Below are 14,819 nucleotides of genomic sequence, written 5' to 3'. Positions count from 1 at the left end.
GAAAATCGGAGTATGTCGAGTCCTGCGCCCAGCCCGGCCGCCGAACGCAAACAGCGGGTCCTGTCCGGGATCCAGCCGACCAGCTCCTCGTTCCATCTAGGGAACTACCTTGGCGCGCTGCAGTACTGGGTGACCATGCAGGACGACTACGACGCGCTGTATTTCATCCCGAACATGCACGCGATCACGGTGCCGCAGGACCCCAAGGAACTGAAACTCCGCACCAACGCCGCCGCCGCCCAGTTGCTCGCGCTGGGCATCGACCCCAAGAAGTCGACCCTGTTCGTGCAGAGCCAGGTACCCGAGCACGCGGAGCTGACCTGGGTGCTCAGCTGTCTCACCGGTTTCGGCGAGGCCAGCCGGATGACCCAGTTCAAGGACAAGTCGGTGAAACAGGGCGCGGAGAACGCGACCGCAGGCCTGTTCACCTACCCGATACTGATGGCCGCGGACATCCTGCTCTATCGCGCCCATCAGGTGCCCGTCGGCGAGGACCAGCGTCAGCACTTGGAACTGACCCGTAACCTTGCCCAGCGCTTCAACTCTCGGTTCAAGAAGACGTTCGTGGTGCCGGAGGCGCACATCGTCAAGGGCACGGCGAAGATCTACGACCTGCAGGACCCGACCGCGAAGATGAGCAAGTCGGCCTCCACCGACGCGGGTCTGATCAACCTGCTCGACGACCCGAAGGTCACCGCGAAGAAGGTGAAATCCGCGGTCACCGACACCGAACGCGAGATCCGCTACGACCCGGAACTCAAGCCGGGCGTCAGCAACCTGTTGGTGATCCTCAGTTCGCTGACCGGTGCGCCGATCGTCACCTTGGAAAAGGATTTCGAGGGTAAGGGTTACGGCGAGCTGAAAGCCGACGTGGCCGACGCGCTGGTCGAATTTGTCACGCCGTTGCAGGCCAAGGTGCAAGAGTACATGTCGGATCAGGGTGAACTCGACCGCGTACTCGCGGCCGGCGCCGAGCGTGCGCGAGAGATCGCGGGCAACACCCTCGCGCAGGTCTACGACCGGGTGGGCTTGCTGAGTCGCTAGGCGGCCGCTCGCCTGGGCGGTTGTCGCGCGCCCGACCGGGTACCACCGGTGTGAGGTCTCTCGGTCGAAGGGGCGAATGGTGCAGGTGATCGACAATGTCAAAGCCTGGATCCAACGCCGGATCCAGGCGCAGCCGTGGCTGGACCATCTGGTTCGCGCGGCGGGGCGCTATCAGCGGCAGCGGGGCGACTACTACGCGGCGGGCATCACGTATTTCACTGTGCTGTCGTTGTTTCCGCTGCTCATGATCGCTTTCGCGGTCGCGGGCGTGATCTTGTCCAGCAATCCGGATCTGCTCGGGGAGTTGCAGGCCAAGATCGTCGAGAACATTCCCGGCTCGTTCGGCACCCAGCTGAACGATTTGATCGAGCAGGCGGTCGACTCCCGGCGCACGGTCGGCGCGCTGGGCCTGATCACCGGCGTCTACAGCGGCCTCGGCTGGATGGCCAATTTGCGCGCCGCGCTCACCGAGCAATGGGACCAGAAGTCTCCGGACGGCAACTGGCTGATGACCAAGCTCTCCGATCTGGGTGCGCTGGTCGGTCTCGGCCTCGCGTTCACGGTCTCGCTGGGCTTGTCGGCCTTGGCGTCGAGTTCGCTCGGCAGTCAACTGCTGGACAATCTGGGCCTCGGCGATTTGCCGGGCGCGGACCTGCTGTTGTCGCTGTTGTCGATCGCGCTCGGTTTCCTCGCCTCCTGGGCGGTGTTCGCCTGGGTCATCGCGCGGTTGCCCCGGGAACCGGTGACGCTGGCCAGTGCCGCCAAGGCGGCCGGTCTGGCCGCGCTGGTCTTCGAGGTGTTCAAGATCGTCGCCTCGATCTACCTGCAATCGGTGCTCAGCAGCCCGGCGGGCGCCACCTTCGGCTCGATCATCGGTCTGATGGTGTTCAGTTACGTCACCTACCGCATCGTCCTGTTCGCCACGGCCTGGGCCGCCACCGCCGCGGAGAACGAGCCGGAAGCCGAGATTCCCGCCCCCGGGCCGGCCGTGATCGCGCCGCGGGTCGGTGCGCGTGACGTCTCGATGGGGGTGGGCGCCGCCTTCTTCGGCGCGGGCGCGCTTGCCGCCCTGACTCTTTCCGGATTACGCAGGTCGGACCGGCGGTGATCGATTCAGCGTCGCCGGGTGGCCCGCCGTGCCCCTAGGACGAGCGCGGCGATCACGAGGACACCGCCGATGATCAATACGGTGCGCGCGCCGGTGCGGCGATCTCCGGTGTGTGGCATGGCGGACGGGTCGCTGCCCGGCGACGAGGACATCGCCGGGTCGTTTCCCGATGTGGGCGGCGCGGCGAGGGTGGCTCCGCTCTGGTCGCGCTGGGGTACCACCGCGCCGGGCAGATTGCCGATCGAGGCGCCGCGGGGCAGCGCGAATCCGTAGTCGAGCAGGCGGGCGGCCTGCTCCCATGGGCGCACCGGCCGCACGTCGGCCTTGAGGAGAGTGACGGCGAGCCTGCGGCCGCCCCGCTGGGCGGCGGCGACGAAGGTCTGGCGCGCGTCATCGGTGAAGCCGGTCTTGCCGCCGAGGGCGCCGTCGTAGTTGTAGAGCAGCTGGTTGTCGTTGCCGATCGGGTAGCCGGGGCGGTCGGTGTCGCCCGGAACGGCAGGGTCGGCGGGGTAGCCGGGGAAGTCGACCTGCTCGGTATGGATCAGCTCGGCGAAAAGCGGAACCGTCATGGCCTCGCGGAACAGCACGGCGAGGTCGTAGGCCGAGGTGCTCATGCCGGGGCCGTCCAGCCCGGACGGAGTGGCCGTGCGAGTATCCATGGCGCGCAACGATTTCGCCAGGCCGTTCATCTTCGCGACGGTCGCGGCGTCGCCGCCGAGCTGCGCCGCGATGGCATGCGCCGCGTCGTTGCCCGAAGCCATGATCAACGCCTGCATGAGCTGTCGGTTGGTGTAACGGCCGCCGGGGCCGATGCCGACCCGGGTGCCGTCGGCGTCGGCGTCGGCCTGCGTGCCGACGACCACCTTGTCCAGATTCAGCGTGCGCAGCGCCAGCGTGGCCAGCAGCACCTTGATCGTGCTCGCGGGCCGGTAGCGACCGTGCGGGTCCTTCGCGGCCAGCACCTCCCCGGTATCCAGATCCGCCACCAGCCAGGCCGTCGCCGAAATGTCCTGCGGAGCGGGCGGCGCGGCTTTGGGAAGTACGACTCCGCACTCGCCGAGGCGGGTTCCCCCGATCGGCGGGGAAGGGACCGGCAGCGGCGTGGGGGTCGGCTGTCCGGGCGCGGGCACCTCGGAAGTGTCGATCGGTGCGGGCGGCGATGTCTTCTGCGGGCACCCGTCGGTGTTCGGGGTGGTGAACGGCGTGGTGGTGCTCGGCGCTGCGAGGGACGGCGCGGCCGTCGCTCCGATCACGGCGACGGCGAGGACGGCGCCTGAGCAGAGCAAGGCACGGCGAGTGATCTTCATCGCCGATGAGCCTAGCGAGCGGTCCGGTGATCGAGCAGTCCATCCCCGCGACGGTATTGACAGTATCTACTAAATGAGAGCTACTATCAAAAAGATGTAGCTACCATTTCTGGAGGCGTCATGAAGAACGACTCGTCCCGTCGCTGGCTCGCCCTCGGCGCGCTGGCCGTGGCGATGCTGACGATTGGGCTCGATGTCACCGTGCTGACCGTGGCGCTGCCCACGCTCGCCGTCGACCTGAACGCGAATACCGCCGCGCTGCAATGGTTCAGCAGCGCCTACACGCTGGCGCTGGCCGCCGTGATGCTGCCCGCGGGCGCGCTCGGCGATCGCTACGGCCGCAAGAAGTTCCTGCTCGCCGCGCTGGTGCTGTTCGGCGTGGCGTCCATCGCGTGCGCCGTGGCCACCTCGCCCGGCGAGCTCGTCGCGGCGCGCGTCGTGCTCGGCATCGCGGCCGCGGCGATGATGCCGCTGTCGATGTCGGTGCTGCCCGCGATGTTCCCCGAACCGGCCGAACTCCAGCGGGCGCTCACCATCTGGATCACCTCCACCGCGATCGGCCTACCGCTGGGCCCGATCGTGGGAGGTTGGTTGCTGCGGAACTTCTGGTGGGGTTCGGTGTTCCTGATCAACGTGCCGATGGTCGTGATCGGTGCGTGCGCCGTCGCCGCGTTGGTGCCCGAATCGCGCAGCGCGCAGCACTTCCGGATCGATCTGCCCGGCGTCGCGCTGTCCGCCGCGGGCATGCTGGGGCTCACCTACGGCTTCATCCGGATCGGCGAGAAAGGCTGGGGCGACGGCCCGGCCTGGGCGATCATCGCGGCCGGTGTGCTGCTGTTCGGCGCGTTCCTGCTCTGGCAGCGCAGGACCACGCATCCGCTGGTCGATCTCGGGCTCTTCGCCGCCGACGGGTTCCGCTGGGGGACCGCCTTCTCGATCGTGGTGAACTTCGCCATGTTCGGCATGTTCTTCACCGTTCCGCAGTACTTCCAAGCGGTGCTCGGCGTGGACGCGCTCGGCAGCGGCCTGCGATTGCTTCCGTTGATCGCCGGGTTGCTGGTCGGCAGCAGGCTGGTCGACAAAGCGCTGCCGAAACTGGGCGTGCGCGTGGTGGTGGCCGCCGGATTCGCGCTGCTGGCCGGCTCGCTGGCACTGGGGGCGTTGACCACCGTGGACAGCGGTTACGGCTTCGCCGCCCTGTGGTTGACGCTGCTCGGCGCCGGTATGGGGCTGGTGATGCCCGCGGCCATGGGCATGGCGATGGGCGATCCGGATGCCGAGCGCTCCGGGTCCGGCTCCGCGCTGTTGCAGGCGCTGCGCCAGGCGGGCGGCACCATCGGCGTCGCGGTGCTCGGCACCGTGCTGTCCACTCGGTACCGGTCGGAACTGGGCGAGCTGAACCGCGAACCGATCTCCGACGGCGTGAACGCGGGCGTCGCCACGGCGGGCAAGCTGGGCGATCCCTCGATGCTGCACCAGGTGCAGATGGCCTTCCTCGGCGGCATGGGCGCGATGCTGTGGGCCTGCGCCGCGCTATGCGTGCTGGCGGCGGTGCTCACGGCGACCTTGGTGCGCACACGGCAACCCGCACGGGCGCCGGAGCCGGGTGCGGCAGAATCGATCCATGTCGGTTGAGCTACCCGCGAGCGGGACGGCGCAGGGTCTGCGCGAGCGGAAGAAGGAACGGACCCGCCGGACGATTCGCCTCGAGGCCTTCCGGCTGTTCCGCGAGCAGGGTTACAACGAGACGACGATCGAACAGATCGCCGCTGCCGCCGATGTCTCGCCCAGCACCTTCTTCCGCTACTTCCCGACCAAGGAACAGCTGGTGCTCGCCGACGACCTCGATCCGGCGATGATCGAGGCGTTGCGGCGTCAGCCGCGCGACATCGGGCCGATGGCGGCATTTCGTAACGCGGTGCTGGAGGTCTTCGGCAATCTGGCCGCCGCCGAGCTGGCGTTCGAGCAGGAGCGGCAGGCGCTGCTCTATCACGTGCCGGAGCTGCGCTCGGCCATCGGCCTGGAGATCATCCGCAGCATCGACCTCATCGCGAGCCTGCTGGCCGATCATCTCGGCCGGGCCGCCGACGATTTCGAGGTGCGAGTGGCAGCGGGCGCGATGGCGGGCGCGGCTCTCGGCATGGCGACGATGACGCCGTTGAACGTCGAGAACATCACCCGCACATTGGATTTCCTGGATGCGGGCATGCCGCTCGCGCCGAAGCGCGAGTCCTGAAAGTTCCCCGGCCGTACTATCACGCGCCTGCCGGACTGGCTTGCCGCAAACGGTCGGGCGTGTCGTCGTCCATGGTCGCGAAGAAGCCGCCGATCACGTCCTCGATCTCGGCGATCGAGTCCGCGCAGTAGAGAGTCGGCTGATAGTGGGTGATGTCGTAGGTCGCGGTACCCATCCGGGCGATGTCGAGCGGGCGTAGTTCGGCGTGCCGGAACTCCTCGATCTCGCCGTAGGACGACAGCAGGCCCGCGCCGTAGCACCGAATCTCGCCGCGCTCCCGGACGACGCCGAATTCCATCGAGAACCAGAAGACGTCGGCAAGGAATTTCAACGCGCGATCGGTGCTCAGGCGCGCCACCGCCGCGCCGACGGTCGCGTAGATCGCGGCGAAGCGCGGGCTGGCGATCTGGGTGGCATGCCCGATGATCTCGTGGATGGCATCCGGCTCCGGGGTGTACAACGGCGCGGAATGATGCCGGATGTACTGCGTGGAGTGGAAGATCCGATCGGCGAAGGAGCCGAAGAACTGTCGCAGCGGCACCAGTCCGGCGGCCGGTGCGTACCGGAATCCGGTCAGCGGGGCGAGCGCCGCGGACACCTCGTCCAATTGCGGGATGTGATCGGTGGGCAACGACAGCGCTTCGGCGGCCGTCAGCACCTCCGCGCTGGCGTAGGTGCGATGTTTGCGCGCGAGTTCGGCCGACACGATCCGCCACACCTGCTGCTCCTCGTCGGTGTAGGCGATGTGGGGTGTCGGCTTTCCCGGTGCATGGTCCAGTGCCAGCGCGGCGATGGCATTGCGCCGGGCCCGATATTCCGGATCGTGCACACCGGGGTGCTCATCGCTCAGGTGCACGGTCACGTCACCGTCGCCGGTGCGGGTCACCGGCGAGTACAACTGCGCCTCGCTGAACATGACTCGATGCAAGCACCGCAGGCACCCGCCGACAACAAAAGCCCGTTCAGCTGAGCAATCTGCCTAGCTGAACGGGCTTTCCCGGGGCCATCCTGACAACCGAAGGCCGGGATCGGACGGCGTGCTGATCAGTGCGCGCCGTGCAACGAATGCACCACCGCGTGGCCTTTACCGCGTCCGATCATCCACTTGTTGACCGGCGTGGTCAGCACGAAGGCCACCGCCAAGGCGAAGGCGAGGGTGGTCCAGAACAGCACCGTGTCCAAGTGGGCGTCCATCGCGCCGGGAACGGCGAGGATCACGGCGTTGTCCACGATCTCCATCACCGTGATGGACACCGTGTCGGCGGCAAGCGCGGTGCCGACGGCGGCCGCCAACGGCAGGCCCGCGCGCAGCACGCCGCGCATGGTCAACGCATAGCCGAACACGAACGCCAGCACGATGGCCAGCACCATCGTCGAGGTGTTGTTCCAGCCCAGCGCGGTGCCGATCACCATGCCGAGGATTTCGCCGATGGCGCAGCCGGTGAGGCAGTGCAGGGTCGCCATCGCCGCCATCCGCCAGGTAGCGGGGCCGTGGTGCGCGCTGTGTTGTCCGGCGGGTGCGGCGTGCGAGACGTGTTCGGCCGACGGGTGGTGCCTGTGTTCCATGACTGGAACTATACCCCCGTAGGGTATTTGCGCAAGGCCGAGTTCTCGATTTGCCGGACATGAACGGGCGTTATGCCGCAAGATGGCGAAAGTATGAAGGAGGGCGCATGAAATCCGTGCGGATCGATCTCGACCAGGACCTGCTCGCCGCGGCCGCCGCCATCATGGGCACGTCGACCAGTGACGCCACCGTCAACGAGGCCTTGCGCCGGATCGTCGTGCACGAGCGCCAGCTGCACAATCTGCAGCGGCTCGCCGCTAAGGCGTTCGTCGGGCTACCGGACGTCGCGGTGATGGACCGCTAGCGGTATCGCGGCCGGTCTCTCGGTTATCTGGGAGAGGCGGGTCGTTGCTCGTCCAGAGCGCGCTGCCAGACCTCGTCGAACTCCCTGGCGTCGATCTGGAGTGCGGTGAACTCGGTCTCGGCGTTCAGTTCGTCCGGCGTGGGAACCGGGATCTGCCCGAGTTCGGTGGTGCCTGTGCCGCGACCGGAATCGGCCCAGTCGCGGTGGCCGTCCCGGAACACCTCGACCTTGCGCACCTCGAAACCGTCGTCGCCGATCTCGCTGAACAGCTCCACCGGCTCGTCGTCGAAATCGTGGTGCCATTGCGCCTTCAGGTACCACATCGCCCATCAACTCCCCAGTTCGTGACCGACTCGGTTGCCGAACCGCATATCAGCCAGCATATGGGTGTCGCGGGTCGGCGTCCCGCTGCTGAGCTGACGGGGTGCGTGAGGTGAGGGTCGCGGTCGAGTTCTGGCCTGAGTGTCGGTGGCCCCTGGCAGAATCCCTGGCACTGTTGGCGTGACCGAGGGGTGGGAGTCATGGCGGTCTCTCTAGTCGACGTGCCGGTGACGCAGCGGCCGCGTGAACGGTTGCTGGCGCTCGGGCCGCACGCGCTGAGCGATGCGGAGTTGCTGGCTCTGCTGCTACGCCAGGGCAGGCGCGGTGCGAGCGCGCTGGACCTGGCGGTGGAGTTGCTGGTCGAGCACGGCGGTCTCGCCGGGCTGGCGTCCGCGCGGCCGGAGGAGTTGTCTCGCCGGGCGGGCATCGGCGTCGCGAAGGCGGCCGCGATCATCGCCGCCTTCCACCTCGGCGCACGAGCACGTGGCAGGCCGGACACGTCGATCCGACTCACCAGCCCCGCCGACGTGGCCGCCGCCGCCCTCCCGCTGTTCGCGGGCGCCAGGGTGGAGCGTCTTCTCGTCCTGATCTGCGACGCCCAGAATCGCCTCCGTCAGAAGGTCTTCGTCGCCGAAGGCGCTGTCGACCAGGTCGTCGTCCCCGTCCGGGAAATCCTGAACACCGTCCTTCGCCACGACGGCCGAGCCTTCGCCATTGTGCACAACCACCCTTCCGGCGACCTCACCCCCAGCCCCGACGACCGACACACCACAACCCTCCTCACCGAAGCCGCCCACACCGTAGGCCTCCGCTTCCTCGACCACGTGGTCATCGCGGGGGAGAGGTGGACGAGCGCACCGAAGTTCGCTTGACCTTCTCACTGTGTCAAGGCTTTCACTGGCTGTCGGAGGTGGTCCCCATCAATTCGACACACAGCAATACACAGCACACCCGGCTGCTCGACGCTTTGGCGGCGGCGAACTCCTCGACGCGGCTCGAGGCGGCACTGGCAGCGGGCACTCATCCCGATCCCGGGTTCATCGATGCGCTGGTAGAGCGGTGCGCGATCGAGCCGGACTTCTTCGTGCGCGACATGCTCACGTGGGCGCTCACCCGTCTTCCGTCGGAACTCACGGTTCCGAAGCTCCGCGCGGAACTCCGTTCCGAGCGCGCTCAGGCTCGCAGCCAAGCGCTGCACACGCTGTCCAAGATCGGTGACCCGACCGCGTGGTCGGCGATCACACGGTCGTTGTTGCACGATGCCGACGACGAGGTCGCGCGGACTGCCTGGCGCGCGGCCGCCGTTCTCGTGCCCGACGGTCAGCAAGAATGGCTGGGCGCCGAATTGGCCATGCAATTCGGCCGGGGAGACCGGGAGGTACGGTTGAGCCTGAGCCGCGCCCTCGTCGCGCTCGGTGAGGTGGTCGAGCCGGTCCTGCGGACGGCGATGGCAAGTCCGGACCCGACGGTGAGGGCGCATGCGCGCGCCACTGAGCGGCTCCTGCTCGACCCGGATGCCGGATTCGACCTCGCGGTCGATGCGGCGAGACGGGTCGTCGCGCTCGGCCCGGACCAGGAGGAGACAACCGCGTGCTGATCGGTGAGGTGGCGCGCCGCTCGGGGGTGAGTGCCCGCATGCTCCGGCATTACGACTCCCTCGGGCTGGTGCGACCGACCGGCCGCACCGTGGGCGGCTACCGGGAGTACTCCCCGGAGGACATCCGGCGGATCTTCCACGTGGAGGGGCTGCGGTCGCTGGGACTGTCGCTGAGCCAAATCGCACGCGCTCTCGACGAAGCCGCATTCACTCCATCCACCCTGGTCGGCGAGCTCATCCGGAAGACGGAAGAACGACTGAAACGGGAGCGGGAACTTCTCGAGCGACTGCGCAGGGTCGATGCGGCCGAGCCCTCCGGTTGGCAGGACGTCCTGCGCATCGTCGAACTCCTGCACGGACTCGGTTCGCACAATGCTGCCCGACGGCAGCAGGCTGTACTGGCCCCGCCGGAGGACGTGTCGATGCCCGCCGAGCTGCTCGCCGAGGCGGTCCTCACCGAATCGGATCCATATGTGGCCGGGGCACTGCGGTGGGCTCTCGCGCGAGCCGGCGGTGACGGCGTGGCGAGCGTGGCATCCGGCATGGGCTCCGACAACGTCGACGTCCGGCGGCGCGCGGTCCTGGCGCTCGGCGAACTACCGGGTGACGAGGCGACCTCGGTCCTCACGGACGCGCTCGAGGACGCGGACGCGACGGTCCGCAGACACGCTGCTCTCGCCTTGGGTGCGCGCGGGGTCACCCGGGCCGTGCCCGCGCTCATCGGCACGGTGGTCGAGGGCCCGAACGATGTCGAGGCGGCCGAACTCTTGGGAACGCTGGCACAGAACGCGGAGTGGGCGGATCGGATCATGAGTGCGCTGGTCGACGAGCTGACCGTGCACGCGACGGACTCGGCGGTGCGGATCCGCCTGACCCAGGCGCTCGCTGAGATGCCGGGCACCATCGCGCTGAACACCCTGCGGCAACTGACCAGCGACGACGATCGCGCCGTTGCCCTCATCGCCTCGGCCCTCCTGCCAACGCTCGAACATCGGCCCCACAAAAAAGCCCCCCTCGCTTGACTTCCTGTTCGAGACTTCGCGGGCTCCCTGGTCATCGCCCTTCGTAAACCCGGCCTGACCTCGGCTGAGAATGCCGGCGACCGCCGATGGAAGCAGTCCGCCTCACAAACGGCGAAGGCCGCCTCTATCGCATCGATGGAGGCGGCCTTCGGTTCGGCTGGGTCCGTGAAATCAGCGGGTGAACAGAAGCGCTCGCTTGACTTCCTGAATCGCCTTGGTGACCTCGATGCCGCGGGGGCAGGCGTCGGTGCAGTTGAAGGTGGTGCGGCAGCGCCAGACGCCTTCGACGTCGTTGAGGATGTCGAGGCGTTCGCGGGCGGCTTCGTCGCGGCTGTCGAAGATGAAGCGGTGGGCGTTCACGATCGCGGCCGGGCCGAAGTAGCTGCCGTCGCTCCAGTACACGGGGCAGGAGGTGGTGCAGCAGGCGCACAGGATGCATTTGGTGGTGTCGTCGAACCGGGCGCGGTCGGCCTGGCTCTGGATGCGTTCGCGGGTGGGCTCGTTACCCGAGGTGATCAGGTAGGGCTTCACCGCGCGGAACGCGTCGAAGAACGGCTCCATGTTCACCACGAGGTCCTTCTCCACGGGCAGGCCGCGGATCGGCTCGACGGTGACGGTGATCGACTTGCCGTTCTTGGGCAGCATGTCCTTCATCAGCACCTTGCAGGCCAGCCGGTTGACGCCGTTGATCCGCATGGCGTCGGAACCGCAGACGCCGTGCGCGCAGGACCGGCGGAAGGTGAGCGTGCCGTCCAAGTAGGACTTGATGTAGATCAGCAGGTTCAGGAAGCGGTCGGTCGGCAGCGCGGGCACCTGGAAGGACTCCCAGTGCGCGCCCTTGTCGTCCTCCGGATTGAACCGGGCCACCTTGACGGTGATCATCACGGAGCCCTCGGGGACCGGAGCGGGCGTCTGCGAAGAGGGTGCTTCGGCAACAGCAGTCATCAGTACTTACGCTCCATCGGCTCGTAACGGGTCTGCACCACCGGCTTGAAGTCCAGGCGGATGTCCGAAAGGAGCTCCGAGCCCTCCTTGTAGGCCATCGTGTGGCGCATGAAGTTCACGTCGTCGCGGTCCGGGTAGTCCTCGCGGGCGTGGCCGCCGCGCGATTCCTTCCGGTTCAGCGCGCCGACCACGGTGACCTCGGCCAGCTCGAGCAGGAAGCCGAGCTCGACGGCCTCGAGCAGGTCGCTGTTGTAGCGCTTGCCCTTGTCCTGCACGGTGATCCGCGCGTAACGCTCCTTGAGCGCGTGGATGTCGGTGAGCGCCTGCTTGAGCGTGTCCTCGGTGCGGAACACCGAGGCGTTGTTGTCCATCGACCGCTGCAGCTCGGTGCGGATGTCGGCGACCCGCTCGTCGCCGTGCTCGCTCAGCAGCTGGGTCAGCCAGTCCTGCACCATCTGCGCCGGGTTCTCCGGCAGCTCGACGAACTCGCTGCGCTGCGCGTGCTCCGCGGCGGCGATGCCGGCGCGGCGGCCGAACACGTTGATGTCCAGCAGCGAGTTGGTGCCCAGACGGTTGGCGCCGTGCACCGAGACGCACGCGCACTCGCCCGCGGCGTAGAGGCCGGGGACGACGTCGCTGTTGTTGCGCAGCACCTCGCCGCGGATGCGGGTCGGGATGCCGCCCATCACGTAGTGACAGGTCGGGAACACCGGCACCAGTTCCTTCACCGGGTCCACACCCAGGTAGGTACGGGAGAACTCGGTGATGTCGGGCAGCTTCTCCTCGAGCACGTCCTCGCCGAGGTGGGTCACGTCGATGTAGACGTAGTCCTTGTTCGGGCCCGCGCCGCGACCCTCCAGCACCTCGAGCACCATCGAGCGGGCGACGATGTCACGCGGCGCGAGGTCCTTGATGGTGGGGGCGTAGCGCTCCATGAACCGCTCGCCGTCGGCGTTGCGCAGGATGCCGCCCTCGCCGCGGACGGCCTCGGAGATCAGGATGCCGAGTCCGGCCAGGCCCGTCGGGTGGAACTGGTGGAACTCCATGTCCTCCAGCGGCAGGCCCTTGCGGAACACGATCGCCATGCCGTCGCCGGTCAGGGTGTGCGCGTTCGAGGTGGTCTTGTACATCCGGCCCGAACCGCCGGTGGCGAACACGATCGACTTGGCGTGGAAGACGTGGATGTCGCCGGTGGCCAGCTCGTAGGCGACCACGCCGGTCGCGACCGGGCCGCGATCGGTGTCGGTGAGCACCAGGTCCAGCACGTAGAACTCGTTGAAGAACTCCACGTCGTGCTTGACGCAGTTCTGGTACAGCGTCTGCAGGATCATGTGGCCGGTGCGGTCGGCGGCGTAGCACGCGCGGCGAACCGGGGCCTTGCCGTGATCGCGAGTGTGCCCGCCGAAGCGCCGCTGGTCGATCTTGCCCTCGGGCGTCCGGTTGAACGGCAGGCCCATCTTCTCGAGGTCGAGCACCGCGTCGATGGCCTCTTTGGCCATGATCTCCGCGGCGTCCTGGTCGACCAGGTAGTCACCACCCTTGACGGTGTCGAAGGTGTGCCATTCCCAGTTGTCCTCTTCGACGTTGGCCAGCGCGGCGCACATGCCGCCCTGGGCCGCGCCGGTGTGGCTGCGGGTGGGGTACAGCTTGGTCAGCACCGCCGTCCGAGCACGCGGGCCGGCCTCGATCGCGGCGCGCATGCCCGCGCCGCCCGCGCCGACGATGACGACGTCGTAGCGGTGCTCCTGGACAGGACGAGATTCACTCATGCGAGGGGGCCTGTTCCTAACTGATGTTGGGGTCGAAGGTGAAGATGACGTAGGTGCCCACGCCCATGATCAGGATCATCGAGACGGCCAGCAGGGTCTTGAGCCAGAAGCGGGTCGAGTCCTTGCGGGAGTAGTCGTCGATGACCGTGCGCAGGCCGTTGCCGCCGTGCAGCTGCGCCAGCCACAGCATGGTCAGGTCCCAGAACTGCCAGAACGGGCTGGACCAGCGGCCTGCGACGAAGGCGAAGTTGAGTCGCTTCACGCCGCCGTCGAGCAGCAGCATGATCGCCATGTGGCCGAGTACAAGCACGATCAGCAGCAGGCCGGAGAAACGCATGAACAGCCAGGCGTACTTCTCGAAGTTGTTGTTCGAGCGCGCGCGCGGCGAACGCGGCAGGTCCAGGCTGGCCGGACGGTCGTAAGACTTTCCGATGACAGGTGCGCTCATTTTCAGTGCTCCGTGAACAGGTAGAAGAACTGGCGCCCGATCGCGGGAACGGCCAGCAGGAACCAGATCGCGAGAATGATCCAGAGCATCAGGCGCTGGTACTTCGGGCCCTTGGACCAGAAGTCCACCAGGATCACGCGGACGCCGTTGAGCGCGTGGAACAGGACGACGACGACCAGGCCCATCTCCATCAACGCCACGATGGGCGTCTTGTAGGTCTCGATCGCTTCGTTGTAGGTGTCCGGGCTCACGCGCACCAGGGCGGTGTCCAGCACGTGGACGAAGAGGAAGAAGAAGATGGTGACGCCGGTGATCCGGTGCAGCGCCCACGACCACATTCCGGGGTCGCCTCGGTACAGCGTCTTCCGCTTCGGCTGGGCCGGAGCTTCAATCGTGGTCATAGAGTGCGGTGCCTCCAACGTCGTTGATGGACCCGGTTTCAGATCCGACGCCGACGGCGTGGCGGGCGAATGCCCAGGTGGCTGTACTCCGGCCCGTCGCAGGGAACCTGAACCGATCTGTTCTGGACTCTAATCCTCCAGCAATCCCGGAACTAATTCGGCGTACCGTGCGTTGCGCGACACCGGATCGGGTTAGGCTTACCTTTCTTGATGGGTGCGGGGTTCCGTCGTGGTCCTTGCGCGGCCGTGATCGGCTCGGTCCCGAAGGGGTTCTCTGTGTCGGAAATCGACTGGAAATTATTGCGCGACAACGCTTTTCAAGTCATGCACAACGCCTATGCGCCGTACTCGCGGTTTCCGGTCGGCGCCGCGGCTCTCAGTGTCGATGGCCGAACAGTGAGCGGTTGCAATGTGGAAAATGTCTCATACGGTTTGGGCCTGTGTGCCGAATGTGTACTCATCGGTAACTTGATTTCGGGGGGTGGGGGGCGTCTTCGGGCCATCTCCGTCACCGATTCTCGCGGCGAAATCCTGATGCCCTGCGGGCGCTGCCGCCAACTGCTCCACGAGCACGGTGGAGGCGATCTCTTGGTGGATCACAAGGCCGGGCCGGTGCCGTTGCGCACACTGTTGCCGGATGCGTTCGGCCCGGACGACCTGGACGCCGGGCAGGTATAGGCCGGATCCGTGAATCGGCGGACGACCTCGACTCGGCGCGCACAGCCGAGGCGGCGCGCGCGGTTCCGTCCC

Annotated in this window: 17 protein-coding genes; 9 read left to right on the top strand and 8 right to left on the bottom strand. The window is 67.3% G+C overall.

Annotation, left to right across the window (positions count from 1 at the left end; genetic code table 11):
- The first annotated feature begins 12 nt into the window (after window positions 1-12).
- Together trpS and yhjD are read left to right on the top strand one after the other, a co-directional pair.
- Window positions 13-1,044, top strand: coding sequence for a tryptophan--tRNA ligase (trpS, locus tag AB0L97_RS33825; RefSeq protein WP_355079051.1), 1,032 nt, complete (start codon window positions 13-15; stop codon window positions 1,042-1,044).
- A gap of 79 nt (window positions 1,045-1,123) precedes the next feature.
- Window positions 1,124-2,152, top strand: a complete 1,029-nt coding sequence (gene yhjD / locus AB0L97_RS33820; RefSeq protein WP_364437853.1) for an inner membrane protein YhjD — start codon at window positions 1,124-1,126, stop codon at window positions 2,150-2,152.
- Window positions 2,153-2,157: 5 nt separating this feature from the next.
- On the opposite strand, the gene AB0L97_RS33815 is transcribed toward yhjD, so the two are convergent.
- Complete coding sequence (locus AB0L97_RS33815; RefSeq protein WP_364437778.1) at window positions 2,158-3,459, bottom strand: D-alanyl-D-alanine carboxypeptidase family protein; 1,302 nt, start codon at window positions 3,457-3,459, stop codon at window positions 2,158-2,160.
- A gap of 120 nt (window positions 3,460-3,579) precedes the next feature.
- Here AB0L97_RS33815 and AB0L97_RS33810 point away from each other — a divergent pair, with 120 nt between their 5' ends.
- Both AB0L97_RS33810 and AB0L97_RS33805 read left to right on the top strand, forming a co-directional pair.
- A complete protein-coding gene (locus tag AB0L97_RS33810; RefSeq protein ID WP_364437775.1) occupies window positions 3,580-5,094 on the top strand; it encodes an MFS transporter in 1,515 nt (504 codons plus the stop codon).
- Window positions 5,084-5,695, top strand: a complete 612-nt coding sequence (locus AB0L97_RS33805; protein ID WP_355079057.1) for a TetR family transcriptional regulator — start codon at window positions 5,084-5,086, stop codon at window positions 5,693-5,695. Before AB0L97_RS33810 ends, AB0L97_RS33805 begins: the two co-directional genes overlap by 11 nt.
- Window positions 5,696-5,714: 19 nt before the next feature.
- Here the strand turns inward: AB0L97_RS33805 and AB0L97_RS33800 are convergent, their stop codons facing one another.
- Together AB0L97_RS33800 and AB0L97_RS33795 are read right to left on the bottom strand one after the other, a co-directional pair.
- Complete coding sequence (locus tag AB0L97_RS33800; RefSeq protein WP_355079059.1) at window positions 5,715-6,611, bottom strand: phenylalanine 4-monooxygenase; 897 nt, start codon at window positions 6,609-6,611, stop codon at window positions 5,715-5,717.
- A gap of 128 nt (window positions 6,612-6,739) precedes the next feature.
- Window positions 6,740-7,261: a DUF4396 domain-containing protein gene (locus AB0L97_RS33795; protein ID WP_355079061.1), complete on the bottom strand. Its 522-nt coding sequence runs from the start codon at window positions 7,259-7,261 to the stop codon at window positions 6,740-6,742.
- A gap of 107 nt (window positions 7,262-7,368) precedes the next feature.
- On the opposite strand from AB0L97_RS33795, the gene AB0L97_RS33790 reads away from it, so the two are divergent.
- Entirely contained in the window at window positions 7,369-7,566 is a 198-nt protein-coding gene (locus AB0L97_RS33790; protein ID WP_364437770.1) for a type II toxin-antitoxin system VapB family antitoxin, read from the top strand.
- Between the two features lie 23 nt (window positions 7,567-7,589).
- Here AB0L97_RS33790 and AB0L97_RS33785 read toward each other — a convergent pair whose 3' ends face one another.
- Window positions 7,590-7,889: a hypothetical protein gene (locus AB0L97_RS33785; protein ID WP_364437767.1), complete on the bottom strand. Its 300-nt coding sequence runs from the start codon at window positions 7,887-7,889 to the stop codon at window positions 7,590-7,592.
- A gap of 198 nt (window positions 7,890-8,087) precedes the next feature.
- Here AB0L97_RS33785 and radC point away from each other — a divergent pair, with 198 nt between their 5' ends.
- From radC to AB0L97_RS33770, 3 genes are read left to right on the top strand one after another with little or no spacing between them, the layout of a single operon-like run.
- Window positions 8,088-8,759 carry a DNA repair protein RadC gene (gene radC, locus AB0L97_RS33780; protein WP_364437764.1) on the top strand — a complete coding sequence of 224 codons (672 nt, stop codon included), beginning with the start codon at window positions 8,088-8,090 and terminating at the stop codon, window positions 8,757-8,759.
- A 38-nt stretch (window positions 8,760-8,797) separates the two neighbouring features.
- Window positions 8,798-9,484 carry a HEAT repeat domain-containing protein gene (locus tag AB0L97_RS33775; RefSeq protein ID WP_364437850.1) on the top strand — a complete coding sequence of 229 codons (687 nt, stop codon included), beginning with the start codon at window positions 8,798-8,800 and terminating at the stop codon, window positions 9,482-9,484.
- Window positions 9,478-10,506, top strand: coding sequence for a HEAT repeat domain-containing protein (locus tag AB0L97_RS33770; protein WP_364437761.1), 1,029 nt, complete (start codon window positions 9,478-9,480; stop codon window positions 10,504-10,506). Before AB0L97_RS33775 ends, AB0L97_RS33770 begins: the two co-directional genes overlap by 7 nt.
- A gap of 171 nt (window positions 10,507-10,677) precedes the next feature.
- Here AB0L97_RS33770 and AB0L97_RS33765 read toward each other — a convergent pair whose 3' ends face one another.
- From AB0L97_RS33765 to sdhC, 4 genes are read right to left on the bottom strand one after another with little or no spacing between them, the layout of a single operon-like run.
- The gene (locus tag AB0L97_RS33765; RefSeq protein ID WP_355079083.1) at window positions 10,678-11,451 is read right to left on the bottom strand and encodes a succinate dehydrogenase iron-sulfur subunit; all 774 of its coding nucleotides are present in this window, start codon (window positions 11,449-11,451) and stop codon (window positions 10,678-10,680) included.
- Window positions 11,451-13,220, bottom strand: a complete 1,770-nt coding sequence (gene sdhA, locus AB0L97_RS33760; protein ID WP_355079085.1) for a succinate dehydrogenase flavoprotein subunit — start codon at window positions 13,218-13,220, stop codon at window positions 11,451-11,453. The genes AB0L97_RS33765 and sdhA overlap by 1 nt, the downstream gene beginning before the upstream one ends.
- Window positions 13,221-13,236: 16 nt before the next feature.
- Window positions 13,237-13,668, bottom strand: a complete 432-nt coding sequence (locus tag AB0L97_RS33755; protein WP_039796191.1) for a succinate dehydrogenase hydrophobic membrane anchor subunit — start codon at window positions 13,666-13,668, stop codon at window positions 13,237-13,239.
- Window positions 13,669-13,670: 2 nt separating this feature from the next.
- Window positions 13,671-14,069: a succinate dehydrogenase, cytochrome b556 subunit gene (sdhC, locus tag AB0L97_RS33750; protein WP_083863252.1), complete on the bottom strand. Its 399-nt coding sequence runs from the start codon at window positions 14,067-14,069 to the stop codon at window positions 13,671-13,673.
- A gap of 276 nt (window positions 14,070-14,345) precedes the next feature.
- Between sdhC and AB0L97_RS33745 the strand changes: the two genes are divergently transcribed.
- Entirely contained in the window at window positions 14,346-14,747 is a 402-nt protein-coding gene (locus AB0L97_RS33745) for a cytidine deaminase (protein WP_356964662.1), read from the top strand.
- Window positions 14,748-14,819 lie beyond the last annotated feature (72 nt).

This window comes from Nocardia sp. NPDC051911 (assembly GCF_040681035.1).
Taxonomy (GTDB): Bacteria; Actinomycetota; Actinomycetes; order Mycobacteriales; family Mycobacteriaceae; genus Nocardia; species Nocardia sichangensis.
This window is presented reverse-complemented; position numbering and strand designations above follow the sequence as displayed.

Bases quoted from the DNA above. Each gene is read 5' to 3' on its own strand.
- AB0L97_RS33785 (WP_364437767.1), bottom strand. From the start codon at position 7,889: ATGTGGTACCTGAAGGCGCAATGGCACCACGATTTCGACGACGAGCCG.
- trpS (WP_355079051.1), top strand. From the start codon at position 13: ATGTCGAGTCCTGCGCCCAGCCCGGCCGCCGAACGCAAACAGCGGGTC.
- AB0L97_RS33795 (WP_355079061.1), bottom strand. From the start codon at position 7,261: ATGGAACACAGGCACCACCCGTCGGCCGAACACGTCTCGCACGCCGCA.
- sdhC (WP_083863252.1), bottom strand. From the start codon at position 14,069: ATGACCACGATTGAAGCTCCGGCCCAGCCGAAGCGGAAGACGCTGTAC.
- AB0L97_RS33765 (WP_355079083.1), bottom strand. From the start codon at position 11,451: ATGACTGCTGTTGCCGAAGCACCCTCTTCGCAGACGCCCGCTCCGGTC.
- AB0L97_RS33810 (WP_364437775.1), top strand. From the start codon at position 3,580: ATGAAGAACGACTCGTCCCGTCGCTGGCTCGCCCTCGGCGCGCTGGCC.
- AB0L97_RS33805 (WP_355079057.1), top strand. From the start codon at position 5,084: ATGTCGGTTGAGCTACCCGCGAGCGGGACGGCGCAGGGTCTGCGCGAG.
- AB0L97_RS33800 (WP_355079059.1), bottom strand. From the start codon at position 6,611: ATGTTCAGCGAGGCGCAGTTGTACTCGCCGGTGACCCGCACCGGCGAC.
- AB0L97_RS33790 (WP_364437770.1), top strand. From the start codon at position 7,369: ATGAAATCCGTGCGGATCGATCTCGACCAGGACCTGCTCGCCGCGGCC.
- AB0L97_RS33755 (WP_039796191.1), bottom strand. From the start codon at position 13,668: ATGAGCGCACCTGTCATCGGAAAGTCTTACGACCGTCCGGCCAGCCTG.
- AB0L97_RS33815 (WP_364437778.1), bottom strand. From the start codon at position 3,459: ATGAAGATCACTCGCCGTGCCTTGCTCTGCTCAGGCGCCGTCCTCGCC.
- radC (WP_364437764.1), top strand. From the start codon at position 8,088: ATGGCGGTCTCTCTAGTCGACGTGCCGGTGACGCAGCGGCCGCGTGAA.
- sdhA (WP_355079085.1), bottom strand. From the start codon at position 13,220: ATGAGTGAATCTCGTCCTGTCCAGGAGCACCGCTACGACGTCGTCATC.